Origin of the sequence: Curvibacter microcysteis, assembly GCF_028649455.1 — a bacterium.
Taxonomy (GTDB): domain Bacteria; phylum Pseudomonadota; class Gammaproteobacteria; order Burkholderiales; family Burkholderiaceae_C; genus Curvibacter; species Curvibacter microcysteis.
Window position 1 is genome coordinate 314,612 of sequence record NZ_JAQSIO010000003.1, and the last position, 15,574, is coordinate 330,185.

General features: G+C 65.9%; 10 protein-coding genes. 2 read left to right on the plus strand and 8 right to left on the minus strand.

The window, feature by feature from the left end:
• Positions 1 to 2: 2 nt before the first annotated feature.
• The 8 genes from PSQ39_RS10115 to PSQ39_RS10150 all read right to left on the minus strand — a co-directional run bounded on the left by PSQ39_RS10115 (position 3) and on the right by PSQ39_RS10150 (position 10,967).
• Positions 3 to 761, minus strand: a complete 759-nt coding sequence (locus PSQ39_RS10115; protein WP_273926646.1) for an SDR family NAD(P)-dependent oxidoreductase — start codon at positions 759 to 761, stop codon at positions 3 to 5.
• Positions 762 to 932: 171 nt separating this feature from the next.
• Positions 933 to 1,817, minus strand: a complete 885-nt coding sequence (locus tag PSQ39_RS10120; protein WP_337961935.1) for an RluA family pseudouridine synthase — start codon at positions 1,815 to 1,817, stop codon at positions 933 to 935.
• A gap of 24 nt (positions 1,818 to 1,841) precedes the next feature.
• Positions 1,842 to 3,968, minus strand: a complete 2,127-nt coding sequence (locus tag PSQ39_RS10125) for a PAS domain-containing hybrid sensor histidine kinase/response regulator (RefSeq protein ID WP_273926647.1) — start codon at positions 3,966 to 3,968, stop codon at positions 1,842 to 1,844.
• A 101-nt stretch (positions 3,969 to 4,069) separates the two neighbouring features.
• Positions 4,070 to 4,750 (minus strand): glutaredoxin family protein, encoded by a 681-nt coding sequence (locus tag PSQ39_RS10130; RefSeq protein WP_273926648.1) that lies wholly within the window; start codon positions 4,748 to 4,750, stop codon positions 4,070 to 4,072.
• A gap of 40 nt (positions 4,751 to 4,790) precedes the next feature.
• Positions 4,791 to 6,812 (minus strand): M3 family metallopeptidase, encoded by a 2,022-nt coding sequence (locus PSQ39_RS10135; RefSeq protein ID WP_273926649.1) that lies wholly within the window; start codon positions 6,810 to 6,812, stop codon positions 4,791 to 4,793.
• Positions 6,813 to 6,843: 31 nt separating this feature from the next.
• A complete protein-coding gene (folD, locus tag PSQ39_RS10140; protein ID WP_273926650.1) occupies positions 6,844 to 7,701 on the minus strand; it encodes a bifunctional methylenetetrahydrofolate dehydrogenase/methenyltetrahydrofolate cyclohydrolase FolD in 858 nt (285 codons plus the stop codon).
• Between the two features lie 89 nt (positions 7,702 to 7,790).
• Positions 7,791 to 8,417: a response regulator transcription factor gene (locus tag PSQ39_RS10145; RefSeq protein WP_019576848.1), complete on the minus strand. Its 627-nt coding sequence runs from the start codon at positions 8,415 to 8,417 to the stop codon at positions 7,791 to 7,793.
• A 3-nt stretch (positions 8,418 to 8,420) separates the two neighbouring features.
• The gene (locus PSQ39_RS10150; RefSeq protein WP_273926651.1) at positions 8,421 to 10,967 is read right to left on the minus strand and encodes a PAS domain-containing sensor histidine kinase; all 2,547 of its coding nucleotides are present in this window, start codon (positions 10,965 to 10,967) and stop codon (positions 8,421 to 8,423) included.
• A gap of 172 nt (positions 10,968 to 11,139) precedes the next feature.
• On the opposite strand from PSQ39_RS10150, the gene aceE reads away from it, so the two are divergent.
• Both aceE and aceF read left to right on the plus strand, forming a co-directional pair.
• Complete coding sequence (gene aceE, locus PSQ39_RS10155; RefSeq protein ID WP_273926652.1) at positions 11,140 to 13,854, plus strand: pyruvate dehydrogenase (acetyl-transferring), homodimeric type; 2,715 nt, start codon at positions 11,140 to 11,142, stop codon at positions 13,852 to 13,854.
• 20 nt (positions 13,855 to 13,874) lie between these two features.
• A complete protein-coding gene (aceF, locus tag PSQ39_RS10160) occupies positions 13,875 to 15,530 on the plus strand; it encodes a dihydrolipoyllysine-residue acetyltransferase (RefSeq protein WP_273926653.1) in 1,656 nt (551 codons plus the stop codon).
• Positions 15,531 to 15,574: the final 44 nt, after the last annotated feature.

The following is a 15,574-nucleotide window of genomic DNA, read 5'->3' on the forward strand; positions in this document are numbered from 1 at the left end:
CCTCAGGTGTCGCGCACGTCGGCGACCGGGTTGTGGCCGAAGTCCGGACGCTCCAGCCAGGCCAGCACGCTGCGGGCAGCTTCATCGGCCGAGGTCAACTGGCCATTGGCCTTGAGCGCCGCAAAGTTTTGCTGGTCCGGAAAGGCCTCGGCGCTGGTCCCGCGCAGCTGCTCTTGCATCTCGGTGTCGATGACGCCAGGGGCCAAAGAGCAAATTTGGGCGCCATGGGGCTTTTGGGCTTCATCCAGCGCCACGCAACGGCTGAAGTGGTCCATGCCGGCCTTGGCCGCGCAGTAGGCCGCTTGCGAGGCCATGGCCCGCCGGCCCAGGCCGGAGGAGATGTTGAGGATCTGACGCCGCGCCCGCCAGGCCAAGGTGGTGTTGAGAAACACCGCGCTGAGTTGCATGGGGGCTTCCAGGCCAACGCGCAAGGCCCAGGCGATGTCCACCGCCGGTGTGGCCGAGAGCGGTGCAATCGGCGGGATGACGCCGGCGTTGTTGATCAGCACGGCGCGGTCGAATTGCTGCGGGTCCAGGGTGGTCAGCCACAAGCCCAGCTCATGGGCGACGGCGTTGCCGTCGGCCAGGTCCATGGCCCATTGGATCAGCGGGATGCCCGCCGCCTCAGCCGCCTCGGCCAAGGCCGGGTTGGGACTGCGCGACAAGGTCAGCAAGGTGTTGCCGGGTTGCAGCAGTTGCTGGGCCATGGCCAGGCCCATGCCGCGCGAGGCACCGGTGAGGATGTAGAGCGAGGTGGTCATCCTGCCATGCTAGCGCCACCGCTGACAAATGCCAGGGTGTGTGCCCCTGAGTGCATGTTTGCAACACCAGGGCTTGGCAAAGCGGGGCGGAGCTGCTGGGGCCGGCCTCAAGGCGGGCCGGCCCGGCGCTGCGCTGGACTCGGGCACGGTGTTAGGCCCCGACCAGGCGCCTCAAAAAGGCACGGGGCTTTCAATGAACAAGGGCTGACCATGCACGGGGTGGGGTAGCAGGATCTGTGTGGCGTGCAGCAGCAGGCGCGGCGAGCGCGGCATGGCGATGGGGCCGCCGTAGAGCCGGTCGCCCAGCATGGGGTGGCCCAGGGCCTGCAGGTGCACGCGCAATTGGTGCGAACGGCCAGTGAAGGGCTCCAGTAACACGCGGGAGCGGTCTTGGGCCGGGTCGACATCGAGCAGGTGCCAGTGGGTCTGGCTGGGCCGGCCGGTGGCGGCGTCCACGGTGTGCAGGGGGCGGCGCTCCCAGTCCAGCGCAATGGGCAGGTCGATCAGGCCCCACGGGCCATCGGGGGCGCTCAGGCAACCTTGCACCACGGCCACGTAGCGCTTGTCGACCTGGCGCAGCTCGAAGCTGCGGTTGAGCCGGCGTTGCGCCTCGGCACCCCGCGCCATGACGATCACGCCCGAGGTGTCCAGGTCCAAGCGATGCACCACCCGGGCTTCGGGGAACAAGGCCTGAGCGCGCGCGGACAGGCAGTCTTGCTTGTCTTCACCCTTGCCAGGCACGGAGTGCATGCCCGCAGGCTTGTCAAAGGCCAGCACCGAGTCGTCTTCGTACAGGCACAGCAGGGGGCCGTTCGGGCTGTGCAGGGTGCGTGGCGCAGGCAGGGCCGGGCCGCAGAGCCAGAGCTGGCCGGGGGCTGTGACGGGCATCGGCTCCGGGCGTGCAGCGGCGGCTTGCGCGGCGCGCTCGCGCCGGGCTGCTCGGCCGGTGAGGGCTGGGCGCGGTGTCACGTCCGGCCCCTGGGCCTTGGCCTGGGGCACGGCGGGGGCCGCAGGGAGAGGGCGGCCATCGGCGCCGCGCAATTGAAAAGTGACCATGGCAAAAAACGGAGACGGCCTGGCTCAGGTGGCCGGCGGGGTGTCGACGGAGGCACTTGGTGGCCCGCAAGGGCCTGCCAGCAGCAGCCTTTGCACCGTGGCGCAAAGCTCCTCGACGTCATTGGGTTTGTGGATCAGGGCGCGCGCACCTTCGGCCAGCGCACTGCGTTCGATCTCTGTGGTGACATAGCCCGAGGCCAGGGCCACGGGCAGGTCCGGGCGGATCTGGCGCACCTCGCGCAGCAGGTCCACGCCTGAGAAGCCAGGCATGTTGTAGTCCGTCACCAGCAGGTCGCAGGCCTGCGGGTTGGCACGCAAGGCTTCCGCGGCCAACTGCGGGTCGGTGAAGGTGGTGACCCGGTAGCCACGCCTGCGCAGCAGGCGCTCGACCAGGAACACCAGGGCGGTGTCGTCGTCCACATAAAAAACATGGTGCGGGGCCTGGCCTTCCGCCGGGGCAGGGGCATGGGCTGGCGGGGGGGCGGCCTCCGGGGGCGCGCTGGGGGCGATGGCGGTGCTGAGCGCCGGGAAGTACAGCGAAAACGTGCTGCCCACACCGCTCACGCTTTGCACGTCGGCTGCGCCGTCGTGGGTGCGCATGACGCCATGCACCACGGCCAGGCCCAGGCCCGTGCCTTGGCCCACCGGCTTGGTGGTGAAGAAGGGCTCGAAGATGCGCTCCATGGTGGCGGCGTCCATGCCCTGGCCACTGTCTTGCACGCTCAGGCGCACATAGGTCCCTGGCTGCAGGCCCAGGCGCTCGCGCTTGCGCGTGTCGGGCTCCAGGGCTTGCAATTGAATGTCCACCCAGCCGCGGTGCTCGCCGATGGCATGGATGGCATTGGTGCACAGGTTGAGCAGGGCTTGCTCCACCTGGGTGGCGTCGGCCAGCACGGGCGGCGTGTTGGGCGCCAGGTGCAGGCGCAGCCCGATGCCGGGCGGCAGGGTGACGTGCAGCAGGCGCTCGGTTTCATGCACCACCTCGGCCAGGCACAGGGGCTGGCGCTGGGGGGCCTCGTTGCGGCTGAAGGTGAGGATTTGGCGCACCAGTTCGCGTGCGCGGCGGCCGGCTTTGTCGATCTCCTGCAGGCTGACCAGGGCAGGCGAATCCGCGCTGAGGTCGCCCCGGGCCAGCTCCACGTTGCCCAGGATGGCCCCCAGGATGTTGTTGAAGTCGTGCGCTATGCCCCCGGCCATGGTGCCCACAGCCTGCATTTTTTGCGATTCGCGCAGTTGGGCTTCCAGCACTTCGCGCTGGGCTTCGGCCTTTTTGCGGGCGGTCAGGTCGCGCGCGAAGACGGTGGTGGTCTCGCCTTCGTTGTGCCGCTCCACCGACACGCTGACCTCGACCGACAGTTCTTTGCCGCTGGCGGTGCGCGCGGTCAGCTCGCCCAGCAAGGCCTGGGTCGAGACCTGCATGAAGCCCAGGGCTTCGTTCGCATTGGGCAAGAAACGCTCCAGCGGGCTACCCAGGGCGTCCGAGGCCGCGCACTGGAACAGGGCCGCCGCCGTGGGGTTGAACACCGTGATGCGCTGGTCCTTGTCCACACAGATGATGGCGTCCAGGGCCGAGTTGATCACCGCCTCCAGGCGGCGCTCCCCGGCATAAAGCTGCTCATTGCGCTCTTGCAGCACGCTGGCGCTGTGTTGCAAGGCCTGTCGCTCGGCCAGCAGTGGGCCTTGGTCGATCACCGCGCAGATGTACTGAACCAGGGGCTCGGCACCTTCTTGGTGGGTTTCCAGGCGGCGCACATGGAGGTCGCCGGTGAGCTGGCCGCTGTCACCGATGGCAAAGACCACCTCGGTGGCCTCGGCCTGGCCTTCGTGTTGGGCCAGGGCAAAGGCTTGGCTCACCTTGGGGAGGTGGTCTTCGCGCACAAAAGGCATCAGCGAGACCAGGGGGCGGTCAAACTCCGTGGGCTGAAACCGGCGGTGGGCCATGGAGTTGGCCTGCACCACCATGTCGTGCTCGTCCACCACCATCAGGGGCAGCGGGACGCTGGAAAAAAGGGTTTCGAAGCGCTCCGAGGCGCTTTCGGCATTGGCCTGGCTGTAGCGCAGGATCTTGTTCTGGCTTTCCAACTCGGCCACCCGCTGGGCCAGCGTGTCGGCCAGCAAGGGCTCGGGCAGGGGGCTTGGGGGAACGGTCATGGCGGTGCGGGGCGCGTCAGCAAAGTGGGGTGGGGGTCTGAGCGGCCTGCCTGGGGCGCCGCCAAGGGATCAGCGGGGCTGGGCGCTGGCACGGGGTGGGCTCAGAACTGGATGCCGGCCGGGTTGGTGGGGCTGGTGCGTTGCGGGGCCACTGGCACCGCAGGCGCTGCGGGGGCGGGCTTGCGCTCTGCGGGGGCCGCAGGGGCGGCTTCAGCAGGCGCCAGGGCTACCGCCGCGGGCCGGCGGTATGCCGGCGGCAACTGGATTTGCCGTGGGTAGGCCGCCGCATCGAGGTAATTGGACCATTCGGACTCCTGCAGGCCCTTGAGGAACTGACTGCCGATCGACAGGCTGGGCACGGTGTCGCTGCCACTGAGCTTGCGCAGCGCGTCCACATCGGCCTTGGTGCTGACGGTTTTTTCGGCGAACGGAATGCCACGTCGAATCAACAACTGGCGCGCTTCTTCGCACAAGCTGCAGTCGCGGGTGGTGTAGACCGTCACGGGGTACTGATTGGCCACCTGGCGCAGTTCGCTGGGCAGGCTGCTGTTGGCGTCCGCCCCCGTGCCTGCCGTGCGCACCGTGGCCGCTTTCTCGCTGGGTTTTTCAGGGGGGCGGTCGGAGAAGGTGACTTTGCCGTCCGGCCCCACGATGCGGTAGACCTGCTGCGCCTGCACCATGCCCCCTGGGCTGAGCGCCAGCCAAGCCACCAGGGCAAGCAGGCTCAGCACAGGGGCTGAGGCCCGTGGGCGGCGGGGCAGAGCGGCGGCAGAGGTCTTCATGGGGCAGCTTCCAGAAGGCAGCGTGACAAACAGCTGGGGCTCAGTTCATGCCCTGGTGGCGCAGCAGCGCCTCCAGGCTGGGCTCGCGGCCTCGGAAGGCCTTGAAGGACTCCATGGCGGGGCGGCTGCCACCGGCTTCCAGAATCGACTGCCGGTAGCGGCGGCCGGTTTCAGGGTTGTGGCTGCCGTCGTCCAGGGGCGTTTCTTCAAACGCGGCATAGGCGTCAGCGCTGAGCACTTCGGCCCATTTGTAGCTGTAGTAGCCGGCCGCGTAGCCACCGGCAAAGATGTGGCTGAAGGTGTGGGCCGTGCGGCTGAAGGGCGGCGGTTGCAGCAGGGCGACTTCGGCGCGCACCGCCGCCTGCACCTGCATGAAGGTGTCGGGCGCGTCGGCGCGGGTGTGCAGTTCCATGTCATAGAGCGCGAACTCCAGCTGGCGCAAGGTGCCCAGGCCGCTTTGGTAGTTTTTGCCGGCGATCATCTTGTCGAACAGGGCACGTGGCAGTGGCGCGCCGGTGTCGACGTGGGCGGTCATGTGGCGCAGCACATCCCATTCCCAGCAGAAGTTCTCCATGAACTGGCTGGGCAGCTCCACCGCGTCCCACTCCACGCCGCTGATGCCCGAGACATCGCGTTCGTTGACCTGGGTCAGCAGGTGGTGCAGGCCGTGGCCGAATTCGTGGAAGAGGGTGATCACGTCGTCATGCGTCAGCAGCGCCGGCTTGTCGCCCACGCCCGCGGCGAAGTTGCACACCAGGTGCGCCACCGGGGTTTGCAGCTGACCGTTGTCCGGGCGCAGCCAGCGGGCACGCACATCGTCCATCCAGGCGCCGCCGCGCTTGCCGGTGCGCGCGGGTTGGTCCAGGTAGAACTGGCCCACCAATTGGCCGCCGCGCTCGATGCGGTAGAACTCCACCGCCGCGTTCCAGACCGGCGCCTGGTCGCGGTGGATGCTGACTTCGAACAGGGTTTCGATGATCTTGAACAGGCCGCCCAGCACTTTGGGGGCCGTGAAGTACTCTTTGACCTCTTGTTCGCTGAAGGCGTAGCGTGCTTCCTTGAGCTTCTCGCCGATGTACGGCCAGTCCCAGGGTTGCGGGTTGGCCAGGCCCAGTTCGGCCGCCGCGAAGGCGCGCATGTCGGCCACGTCCTTTTCGGCGTAAGGCCGGGCTTTGCGGCCCAGGTCACGCAGGAACTCGGTCACTTGCTGGGGCGAGTGGGCCATCTTGGGCACCAGGGACACTTCGCCAAAATTCTGGTAACCCAGCAGCTGCGCTTCTTCGTGGCGCAGGGCCAGGATCTCGCGGATCAGCGGGGTGTTGTCAAAGCGTGCATCTCCCAGCTCGCTGGCGCGGGTGACGTAGGCGGTGTAGAGCTTTTCACGCAGCGCGCTGCTGTGGGCGTACTGCATCACGGGCAGGTAGCTGGGCATTTTCAGCGTCAGCTTGTAGCCGGCTTTGCCTTCGGCCTCGGCGGCCTGGCGGGCGGCTTGCACCACGTCGGCGGGGACACCGGCCAGCTCGTCTTCGTTGGCGTAGTAGCTGAAGGCGTCGGTGGCATCCAGCGCGTTTTCGCTGAACTTTTGCGTGACTTCGGCGTGGCGCTCTTGGATTTGGGCAAAACGCTCGCGCGCGGCCCCTTGCAGTTCGGCGCCCGACAATACGAAGTTGCGCACGGCATTCAGGTGGGCCTGGCGCTGTTCGGGGTTGAGCTGGGCCGGGTCGATGGCTTTGTACTTGGCGTACAGGCGCTCGTCGGCGCCCAGGCGGGTCCAGAACTCGGTGACGCGGGGCAGGGCCTCGTTGTAAGCGGCGCGCAACTCGGGCGTGTCGGCCACCGAGTTGAGGTGGCTGATCGAGCCCCAGGCGCGGCCCAGGCGTTCGGTGGCGACATCGAGCACGCTGGCAATGGCTTGCCAGTCGGCGGCAAAGCTGGGGGCGGTGACAGCTTCCAGTGCCTGTTCAGCGTCGACCAGCAAGGCATCGATGGCGGGGGCCACGTGCTCGGGTCGGATTTGGTCAAACAGGGGAAGGCCGGAGAAGTCGAGAAGTGGATTGCTCATGCTTTGGATGTTGGCGCCGGGTGGTCGGTCTTCAAGCCCCTGCTGCAGCCCGTTCAGCAGCTTCGAGGGTGTTGACAAGCAACATGGTAATGGTCATTGGGCCCACACCGCCGGGAACCGGGGTGATGTGGCTGGCAACTTGGCGCACGCCTTCAAAATCAACGTCGCCACACAGCTTGCCCTCGTCATTGCGGTTCATGCCCACGTCCAGCACCACGGCGCCGGGCTTGACCATGTCGGCCGTCAGCACGTTGCGCTTGCCCACGGCCGCGACGATGACGTCGGCTTGCAGGGTCTGGGCCTTGAGGTTTTGCGTGCCGCTGTGGCAGATGGTCACAGTGGCGTTCTTTTGCAGCAGCATCAAGGCCATGGGCTTGCCCACGATGTTGCTGCGCCCGATCACCACAGCGTGCTTGCCCTTGAGGTCATAGCCGATGGATTCGAGCATCTTCATGCAGCCGTAGGGCGTGCAGGGCCAGAAGCCGGGCATGCCGGTCATCAGTGCGCCGGCGCTGGCGATGTGGAAGCCGTCCACGTCCTTCAGCGGCGAGATGGCTTCAATGACTTTTTGCGCGTCAATGTGCGCCGGCAGAGGCAGTTGCACCAGGATGCCGTGGATGCTGGGGTCATTGTTGAGGGCGTCAACGCGGGCCAGCAGGTCGGCCTCGCTCATGTCGGCGGCGTATTTTTCGAGCACCGAATGCAGGCCGCTGTCTTCGCAGGCCTTGACCTTGTTGCGCACATACACCTGGCTGGCGGGGTTGTCGCCGACCAGCACCACGGCCAGGCCGGGGGTCACGCCCTGGGCCTTGAGGGCGCTGGCGCGTTGGGCGACTTCGGTGCGCAGTTGCTTGGAGAGGGCGTTGCCGTCGATGAGTTGGGCGGTCATGGTGGTGCGATTTTCAAGTAAAAACGCCCGCTGCGGGCTGTCCTGAGCGGGCGAAGTTGGCTATGACGTTGATAGCAAAATAAAGGTGATCAGGCCTTCGGGGCGTTTTGTCCCAGTGCGATCTTCAGCAGGTCGGCCACGGTGTTGGCGTTGAGCTTTTCCATGATGTTGGCGCGGTGCGCCTCGACCGTCTTGATGCTGATGCCGAGGTCGTCGGCGATCTGCTTGTTCAGGCGGCCGGCCACGATGCGTTCCAGCACCTGGGCTTCACGCGAGGTCAGCTTGGACAGCAGGGCGTCGCGGCTGGCGGCTTGTTGGTATTCGCTGAAAGCACCCTTGGCGTGTTCCAGCATGCGCTCGACCAGACCCAGTAGTTCTTCTTCCTTGAAGGGCTTCTGGATGAAGTCCATCGCGCCCTTCTTCATGGTGTTCACCGCCATGGGCACGTCGCCGTGGCCGGTGATGAAGACGATGGGCAGGGGGGAGCGGCGTTCCAGCAGGCGGTCTTGCAGCTCCAGACCGGTCATGCCGCCCATGCGGATGTCGACTATCAGGCAGGCGACTTCGCGCGGGTCGTAGCGGCTCAGAAAGGCTTCGGCGGATTCAAAGCAGCGAACCCGGTAATCCTTGCCTTCGAGCAGCCACTGCAGGGAATCACGAACGGCTTCGTCGTCATCGACGACATAAACAGTACCCTTCTTCGGAATCAAACTCATGCGTTACCCCAGGATCCTTGTCTGTTCGGCAGAACTTGTAGCGCTGTCAAGCGGCTGTTGTGTCACAGGCAGCCAAAAGGAGAAGCGGCAGCCCGTGATGTCGGCGCCATTGTAGAGGTTCTCAGCCTCCATCCGGCCGCTGTGCGACTCGATGATGGAGCGGCACAGATTGAGCCCGATGCCCATGCCTTCGACCTTGGTGGTGAAGAAGGCTTCATACAGCCGTTCCATCACTTCGGGGGCCAGTCCGCCGCCCGTGTCGACCACCGAAAACTCCACCGCGGACAGGCCTTCGACCTGGCGCGGCACCACGCGCAGCTCGACGCTGCGGCGGGGCGAGGGGCGGTCCGCCGCGTCAATCGATTCGGAGGCGTTCTTCATCAGGTTGACCAGCACCTGCTCGATCAGGATCGGGTCCACCACCAGGCGGGGCAGGCGCGCGGCCACGTAGTAGCTCAGGCGCACACTGCGGCGGCGCAGTTCGATCTCGGCCAGTTCCACGGCCTCGCTGACCATCTCCGTCACGTCCGACAGCGTGCGGTTGGGCTCGCTGCGCTTCACGAAGGAGCGGATGCGCTGGATGATCTGGCCGGCACGTTGGGCTTGCTTGGAGGTCTTCTCCAGCGCCGTCAGCAAGGCCTCTTCGGTGATTTGCTGGTCCTTGATGCGCGAGACCATGCCGTTGCAGTAATTGTTGATGGCGGTCAACGGTTGGTTCAATTCATGGGCCACGCTGGAGGCCATTTCCCCCATGGTGATCAGGCGGCTGGCGTTCTGGGCGCGCTCGGCTTGGGCGGCGGCTTGCTCTTCGGCCTGGCGGCGCGGCGTGATGTCGGTGGCAATGACCATTTGCGCCAGGCGTCCATCGACCCAGTTCAGGTAGCGCGAGCGCACTTCCAGCCATTTGCCCAGTTCAGGCACGAAGATTTCGGCGTTTTCCGCCTGCGCTGCGGTCAGGGACTCGGTGGGCAGGCCGGCCAGTCCGTCCACATCGTCGAGCGACTGCTCTTGGGTGCGCGTGGTCGGCACGCCGGCCTGGGCCACCAGGTGCAGGTGGCCGCCGGTGTGCGCGCCAAACCACAGTCGGTAGAGCTTGTTGGCGAACAGCAGTTCCTCGCTGCCCAACGGGGCCACCGAGACCGAAGCGTCCAGCGCTTCCAGCACGATGGTGAAGCGCTCGTAAGAGGCCGACAACTGCTCGCGGATGCGGTTGGGCTCGGTGATGTCGGTCATCGACGTCATCCAGCCGGTCTGCTGGCCATGGGCATCCACCAGGGGCGACACATAGAGCCGGGCATCGAACAAGGCCCCGTTCTTGCGCTTGACCTTGACCTGGAAGCCCCCCTGGATGGTTTTGCCCGACAACTCGTCGCGCAAACGGGCCGACAAGGCGGCGTGGTCTTCCTCGGGCCAGTAGGAAAAGGGGGGCATCTGGCCCACCAGCTCCCGTTCGGTCCAGCCGGTCATCTGGCAGAAGGCCGCGTTCACATAGGTCACCTTGCCATTCATGTCCATGGCGCGCATGCCGGTCAGGATGGAGTTCTCCATGGCGCGTCGGAAGTTGGTCTCGGCCACCAGCGCTTCCTGGGCCCGCACACGGCGCCGGGTGTGGCGCCAGTTGGCGATCAGCATCCAGGCCGTCATGGCGCTGAGCACGCCGACCAACCAGAACTGGCCACTGCCGATCAGGCCCAGCGATGTGCGGTAGCCCTGGGCGCGCAGCAGCAAGCTGTTACCCACCGGCGAGACGGGCACCTCGAATTCATTGGCTTTCACGGCCCAGGGCAGCAACTGGGTGGCTTTGCTGCGCGGTGGCAGGGCCGAGCCCGCCAGCACCCTGCCTTGGGCATCGACCAAGGCCACCGCGTACTTGGCCAGCACCTCGGTGGGGGCGCCGTAGCGCAGCAGGCCGTCGACCGAGTACTCGCCCGCGACCACCCCTGTGAAGCGGCCTTGCTCATTGAGCGGCACATGCAGCTGCAGCAGCGCGCCGTCTTCCGCGTTGCCAGCGGGAGGGGAGTACACGGGTTGCTGCATGTCCCGGGTCAGGCTGAAGGTGGCTTCGGTTTCGCCCCGCTTGAGCACTTCGCCCACGCTCAGCAACTGGGCGCTGGGCACGGTGGGGGCAGCCCGGCTGGCGCGCACGCGCTGCTTTTCGTCGATCCAGCTGAGCATTTGCAGCTCGGGGTACTGGCTGATCAGGCCGTCCGCGCGGGCGTTGAAGTCGTTGCGGTTGAGTTCGCGGTTGGACACGTCCCGCGCCAGGCGCATCAGTTGCTCCTGGCGCTCCAGCAAGCGCAGGCGCAGGCGCTGCTGGGCGTATTCGACATCGCGCTTGACGGCTTCTTGCTCGCGCTCGATTTCTTCCGCCCGCAGGTACAGGAAGGCGGCTGCGATGGCCGCCAAAAACAAAAGCACCGCCACCAGCGGCGCCAGCATGGCGAAACGGTCTTGTCGGTTGGGTGATTGGCGGCTCCACCAGCGTCGGATCCACGCCAAGGTGCGCCGCCGGCCGCCCAGGCGAGGAGCGGCATGTTCGGGGGTTTGCATGGGCTCAAGTGTAGGGGAGCGGCCTGGGGGGCAGGCCCGCAAGCCGGAGCTTCTTGTTCACATAAATTCATAATGTGAAATGGCTGAGCACCATTTGAAATTTGAATTTTTTGTGCGACACTCGCCCGGTCAGTCAATGTGACGTCAACCCCCCTTTAGCAGGAGACAAAACATGTCAGCCCAACCCGAGCACGTGCCCGGCATTGCTGCCAACCCGGCGCAAGACCTGGACAACCAAGAAACCCGCGAGTGGATGGACGCGCTCGCCGCGGTCATCGAGAGTGAGGGCCCAGAACGTGCCCACTTCCTGCTAGAACAGCTGCTGGAACACGCCCGCGAGCACAGCATCGACATGCCGTTCTCGGCCAACACCGGCTATGTGAACACGATCGAGCCCGATCAGGAAGAGCGTTGTCCCGGTAACATCGAAATCGAAGAGCGCCTGCGCGCCTACATGCGCTGGAACGCCATGGCCATGGTGGTCAAGGCCAACCGCCACCACCCGGTGGACGGCGGTGACCTGGGCGGCCACATCGGCTCCTTCGCCTCGCTGGCCCACATGTTTGGCGCCGGCTTCAACCACTTCTGGCACGCCGAGAGCGAAAACCACGGTGGCGACTGCCTGTACATCCAAGGCCACGTGTCGCCCGGTGTGTACGCCCGCGCCTACCTGGAAGGCCGCCTGACTGAAGAACAACTGCTGCACTTCCGCCAAGAAGTGGACGGCAAGGGCCTGTCGAGCTACCCGCATCCGAAGCTGATGCCTGAGTTCTGGCAGTTCCCCACCGTCTCGATGGGCCTGGGCCCCTTGATGGCCATCTACCAAGCCCGCTTCCTGAAGTACCTGCACGCCCGTGGCATTGCCAACACTGAAAACCGCAAGGTCTGGGTGTTCTGCGGCGACGGCGAAATGGACGAAGTCGAATCGCTGGGCGCCATCGGCCTGGCCGCGCGTGAAAAGCTCGACAACCTGATCTTCGTGGTCAACTGCAACCTGCAGCGCCTGGACGGCCCGGTGCGCGGCAACGGCAAGATCGTGCAAGAACTCGAAGGTGAGTTCCGTGGCGCGGGCTGGAACGTCATCAAGCTGTTGTGGGGCTCGGACTGGGACCCGCTGCTGGCGCGCGACAAGGACGGCGCCCTGCGCAAGGTCATGATGGAAACCCTGGACGGCGACTACCAGTCGTTCAAGGCCAATGACGGCGCCTACGTGCGCAAGAACTTCTTCGGCCGTGACCCGCGCACGCTGGAGATGGTTTCCAAGATGAGCGACGAGCAAATCTGGGCGCTGCGCCGGGGTGGTCACGACCCGCAAAAGGTCTACGCCGCCTACGCCGCCGCCGTCAAGCACAAGGGCCAGCCCACCGTGCTGCTGATCAAGACCGTCAAGGGCTTTGGCATGGGCAAGGCTGGTGAAGGCAAGAACAACGTTCACCAGACCAAGAAGCTGACCGACGAGGACATCAAGACCTTCCGCGACCGCTTCAACATCCCGGTGCCAGACAGCGAGCTGCCGAACATCCCGTTCTACAAGCCCGCAGACGACACCCCCGAAATGCAGTACCTGCACGAGCGCCGCAAGGCCCTGGGTGGTTACCTGCCGCACCGCCGCACCAAGGCGGACGAGCAGTTCACCGTGCCCTCGCTGGACGTGTTCAAGTCGGTCATGGAGCCCACCGCCGAAGGCCGTGAGATCTCCACCACCCAAGCCTATGTGCGCTTCCTGACCCAGTTGCTGCGCGACCAGGCCCTGGGCCCGCGCGTGGTGCCCATCCTGGTGGACGAGGCCCGTACCTTCGGCATGGAAGGCCTGTTCCGTCAGGTCGGCATCTACAACCCCGCAGGTCAGCAGTACACCCCGGTCGACAAGGACCAGGTCATGTACTACCGCGAGGACAAGGCTGGCCAAATCTTGCAAGAAGGCATCAACGAAGCCGGTGGCATGAGCAGCTGGATTGCGGCGGCAACGTCCTACAGCACCAGCAACCGCATCATGGTGCCGTTCTACGTGTACTACTCGATGTTCGGCTTCCAGCGCATTGGCGACCTGGCCTGGGCGGCGGGTGACATGCAGGCACGTGGCTTCTTGCTGGGCGGCACCTCGGGCCGCACCACGCTGAACGGCGAAGGCCTGCAGCACGAAGACGGTCACAGCCACATCCTGGCGGGCACCATCCCGAACTGCGTGAGCTACGACCCGACCTTCGCCCACGAAGTCGGCGTGATCCTGCACCACGGCTTGAAGCGCATGGTCGAGAAGCAAGAAAACGTCTTCTACTACCTGACCCTGCTCAACGAGAACTACGCCATGCCAGGCCTGATCCCCGGCACGGAAGAGCAGATCATCAAGGGCATGTACCTGTGCAAGGAAGGCGCCAAGCTGACCCCGCGCGTGCAACTGCTGGGCTCGGGCACCATCCTGCGCGAAAGCATTGCCGCCCAGGAACTGCTGGAGCAAGACTGGGGCGTGGCCGCCAACGTGTGGAGCTGCCCGAGCTTCAACGAACTGGCCCGTGACGGCCAGGACGCCGAGCGCTTCAACTTGCTGCACCCGCTGGAAACCCCCAAGGTTCCGTTCGTGGCCCAGCAACTGGCCGCCCACGGTGGCCCGGTGGTGGCATCGACCGACTACATGAAGGCTTACGCGGAGCAAATCCGCTCCTACATCCCCAAGGGCCGCACCTACAAGGTGCTGGGCACCGACGGTTTTGGCCGCAGCGATTTCCGTGGCAAGCTGCGCGAGCACTTTGAAGTGAACCGCCACTACATCGTCGTGGCCGCCCTCAAGGCGCTGAGCGAAGAAGGCACCGTGCCGGCCACCAAGGTGGCTGAAGCGATCGCCAAATACGGCATCCAAGCCGACAAGATCAACCCGCTGTACGCCTGAAGCGGCCAGGAGACACAAACATGGCATTGGTAGACATCAAGGTCCCTGACATCGGGGATTTCGACGAAGTGGCCGTCATTGAGCTGCTGGTCAAGGTGGGCGACACGGTCAAGGCCGAGCAGTCGCTGATCACCGTCGAGTCGGACAAGGCGTCGATGGAAATCCCGTCCTCGCACGCTGGCGTGGTCAAGGAAATCAAGGTCAAGCTGGGCGACAAGGTCGCTGAAGGCTCGATCGTCGTGGCCCTGGAAGTGGCGGGTGCCGCGGCTGAACCGGCGGCCGCCCTGGCCCCGGTCGCCGCCCCCGCTCCGGTGGCTGCCCCCGTGGCCGCTGCGGCGCCAGTGGCTGCCGCCCCGGCCGCCACTGGCCCGGTGCAGGTCATGGTGCCCGACATCGGCGACTTCAAGGACGTGGCCGTCATTGAACTGCTGGTCAAGGTGGGCGACACGGTCAAGGCCGAGCAGTCGCTGATCACCGTCGAGTCGGACAAGGCCTCGATGGAGATCCCGTCCTCGCATGCTGGCGTGGTCAAGGAAATCAAGGTCAAGCTGGGCGACACCGTGAACATCGGTGACTTGGTGGTGGTGCTGGAAGGCGCCGTGGGCGCGGCCGCACCGGCCGCTGCACCGGCCCCCGCCGCCGTCGCTGCGCCGGCAGCGGCCCCCGTGGCCGCGGCTGCGGCCGTGGCGGCCCCGGCTGCTGCGGCCGTGCCGGCCCACCAGCCGGGCACGCCCTCGGCTGGTTTGCCGCACGCTTCGCCTTCGATCCGCAAGTTCGCCCGCGAACTGGGCGTGCCGCTGGCCGAAGTCAAGGGCACCGGCCCCAAGGGCCGCATCACCCAGGCCGACGTGCAAGCCTTCACCCAGGCGGTGATGGCCGGCGCCACGCAAACCAAGGCGCAAGCCGCCAAGGCCCCGGTGGCCACGGGCGGTGGCGGCTCCGAGCTGGGCCTGATCCCCTGGCCCAAGGTCGACTTCGCCAAGTTCGGTCCGATCGAACGCAAGGAACTGGGCCGCATCAAGAAGATCAGCGGCGCCAACCTGCTGCGCAATGCCGTCATGATCCCGGCCGTCACCAACCATGACGACGCCGACATCACCGACCTCGAAGCCTTCCGCGTCTCCACCAACAAGGAAAACGAGAAGAGCGGCGTCAAGGTGACCATGCTGGCCTTCCTGATCAAGGCCTGCGTGGCCGCGCTCAAGAAGTTCCCCGAGTTCAACAGCTCGCTGGACGGCGACGCGCTGATCTACAAGCAGTACTTCCACATCGGTTTTGCCGCTGACACCCCGAACGGCCTGGTCGTTCCGGTGATCAAGGACGCCGACAAGAAGGGCGTGCTGCAAATCAGCCAGGAAATGGGCGAGCTGGCCAAGAAGGCCCGCGACGGCAAGCTGGGTCCGGCCGACATGAGCGGCGCCTGCTTCACCATCTCCAGCCTGGGCGGCATTGGCGGGCGTTACTTCACGCCCATCATCAATGCGCCTGAAGTGGCGATCCTGGGTGTGTGCAAGAGCCAGATCGAACCCAAGTGGGACGGCAAGGCCTTCCAGCCGCGCCTGATGCTGCCGCTGTCGCTGACCTGGGACCACCGCGTGATCGACGGCGCTGCTGCCGCGCGCTTCAACGCCTTCCTGGGCCAGATCCTGGCTGACTTCCGCCGCGTGCTGCTGTGAGCACCCGGGCCGCCATGATGCTCACCGCCACGGCGCAGGTCATC

What these genes read in the sequence shown, in the direction of transcription:
- PSQ39_RS10115 (WP_273926646.1), bottom strand. Translation starts at nt 761, where the DNA reads ATGACCACCTCGCTCTACATCCTCACCGGTGCCTCGCGCGGCATGGGC.
- PSQ39_RS10120 (WP_337961935.1), bottom strand. Translation starts at nt 1,817, where the DNA reads ATGGTCACTTTTCAATTGCGCGGCGCCGATGGCCGCCCTCTCCCTGCG.
- PSQ39_RS10125 (WP_273926647.1), bottom strand. Translation starts at nt 3,968, where the DNA reads ATGACCGTTCCCCCAAGCCCCCTGCCCGAGCCCTTGCTGGCCGACACG.
- PSQ39_RS10130 (WP_273926648.1), bottom strand. Translation starts at nt 4,750, where the DNA reads ATGAAGACCTCTGCCGCCGCTCTGCCCCGCCGCCCACGGGCCTCAGCC.
- PSQ39_RS10135 (WP_273926649.1), bottom strand. Translation starts at nt 6,812, where the DNA reads ATGAGCAATCCACTTCTCGACTTCTCCGGCCTTCCCCTGTTTGACCAA.
- folD (WP_273926650.1), bottom strand. Translation starts at nt 7,701, where the DNA reads ATGACCGCCCAACTCATCGACGGCAACGCCCTCTCCAAGCAACTGCGC.
- PSQ39_RS10145 (WP_019576848.1), bottom strand. Translation starts at nt 8,417, where the DNA reads ATGAGTTTGATTCCGAAGAAGGGTACTGTTTATGTCGTCGATGACGAC.
- PSQ39_RS10150 (WP_273926651.1), bottom strand. Translation starts at nt 10,967, where the DNA reads ATGCAAACCCCCGAACATGCCGCTCCTCGCCTGGGCGGCCGGCGGCGC.
- aceE (WP_273926652.1), top strand. Translation starts at nt 11,140, where the DNA reads ATGTCAGCCCAACCCGAGCACGTGCCCGGCATTGCTGCCAACCCGGCG.
- aceF (WP_273926653.1), top strand. Translation starts at nt 13,875, where the DNA reads ATGGCATTGGTAGACATCAAGGTCCCTGACATCGGGGATTTCGACGAA.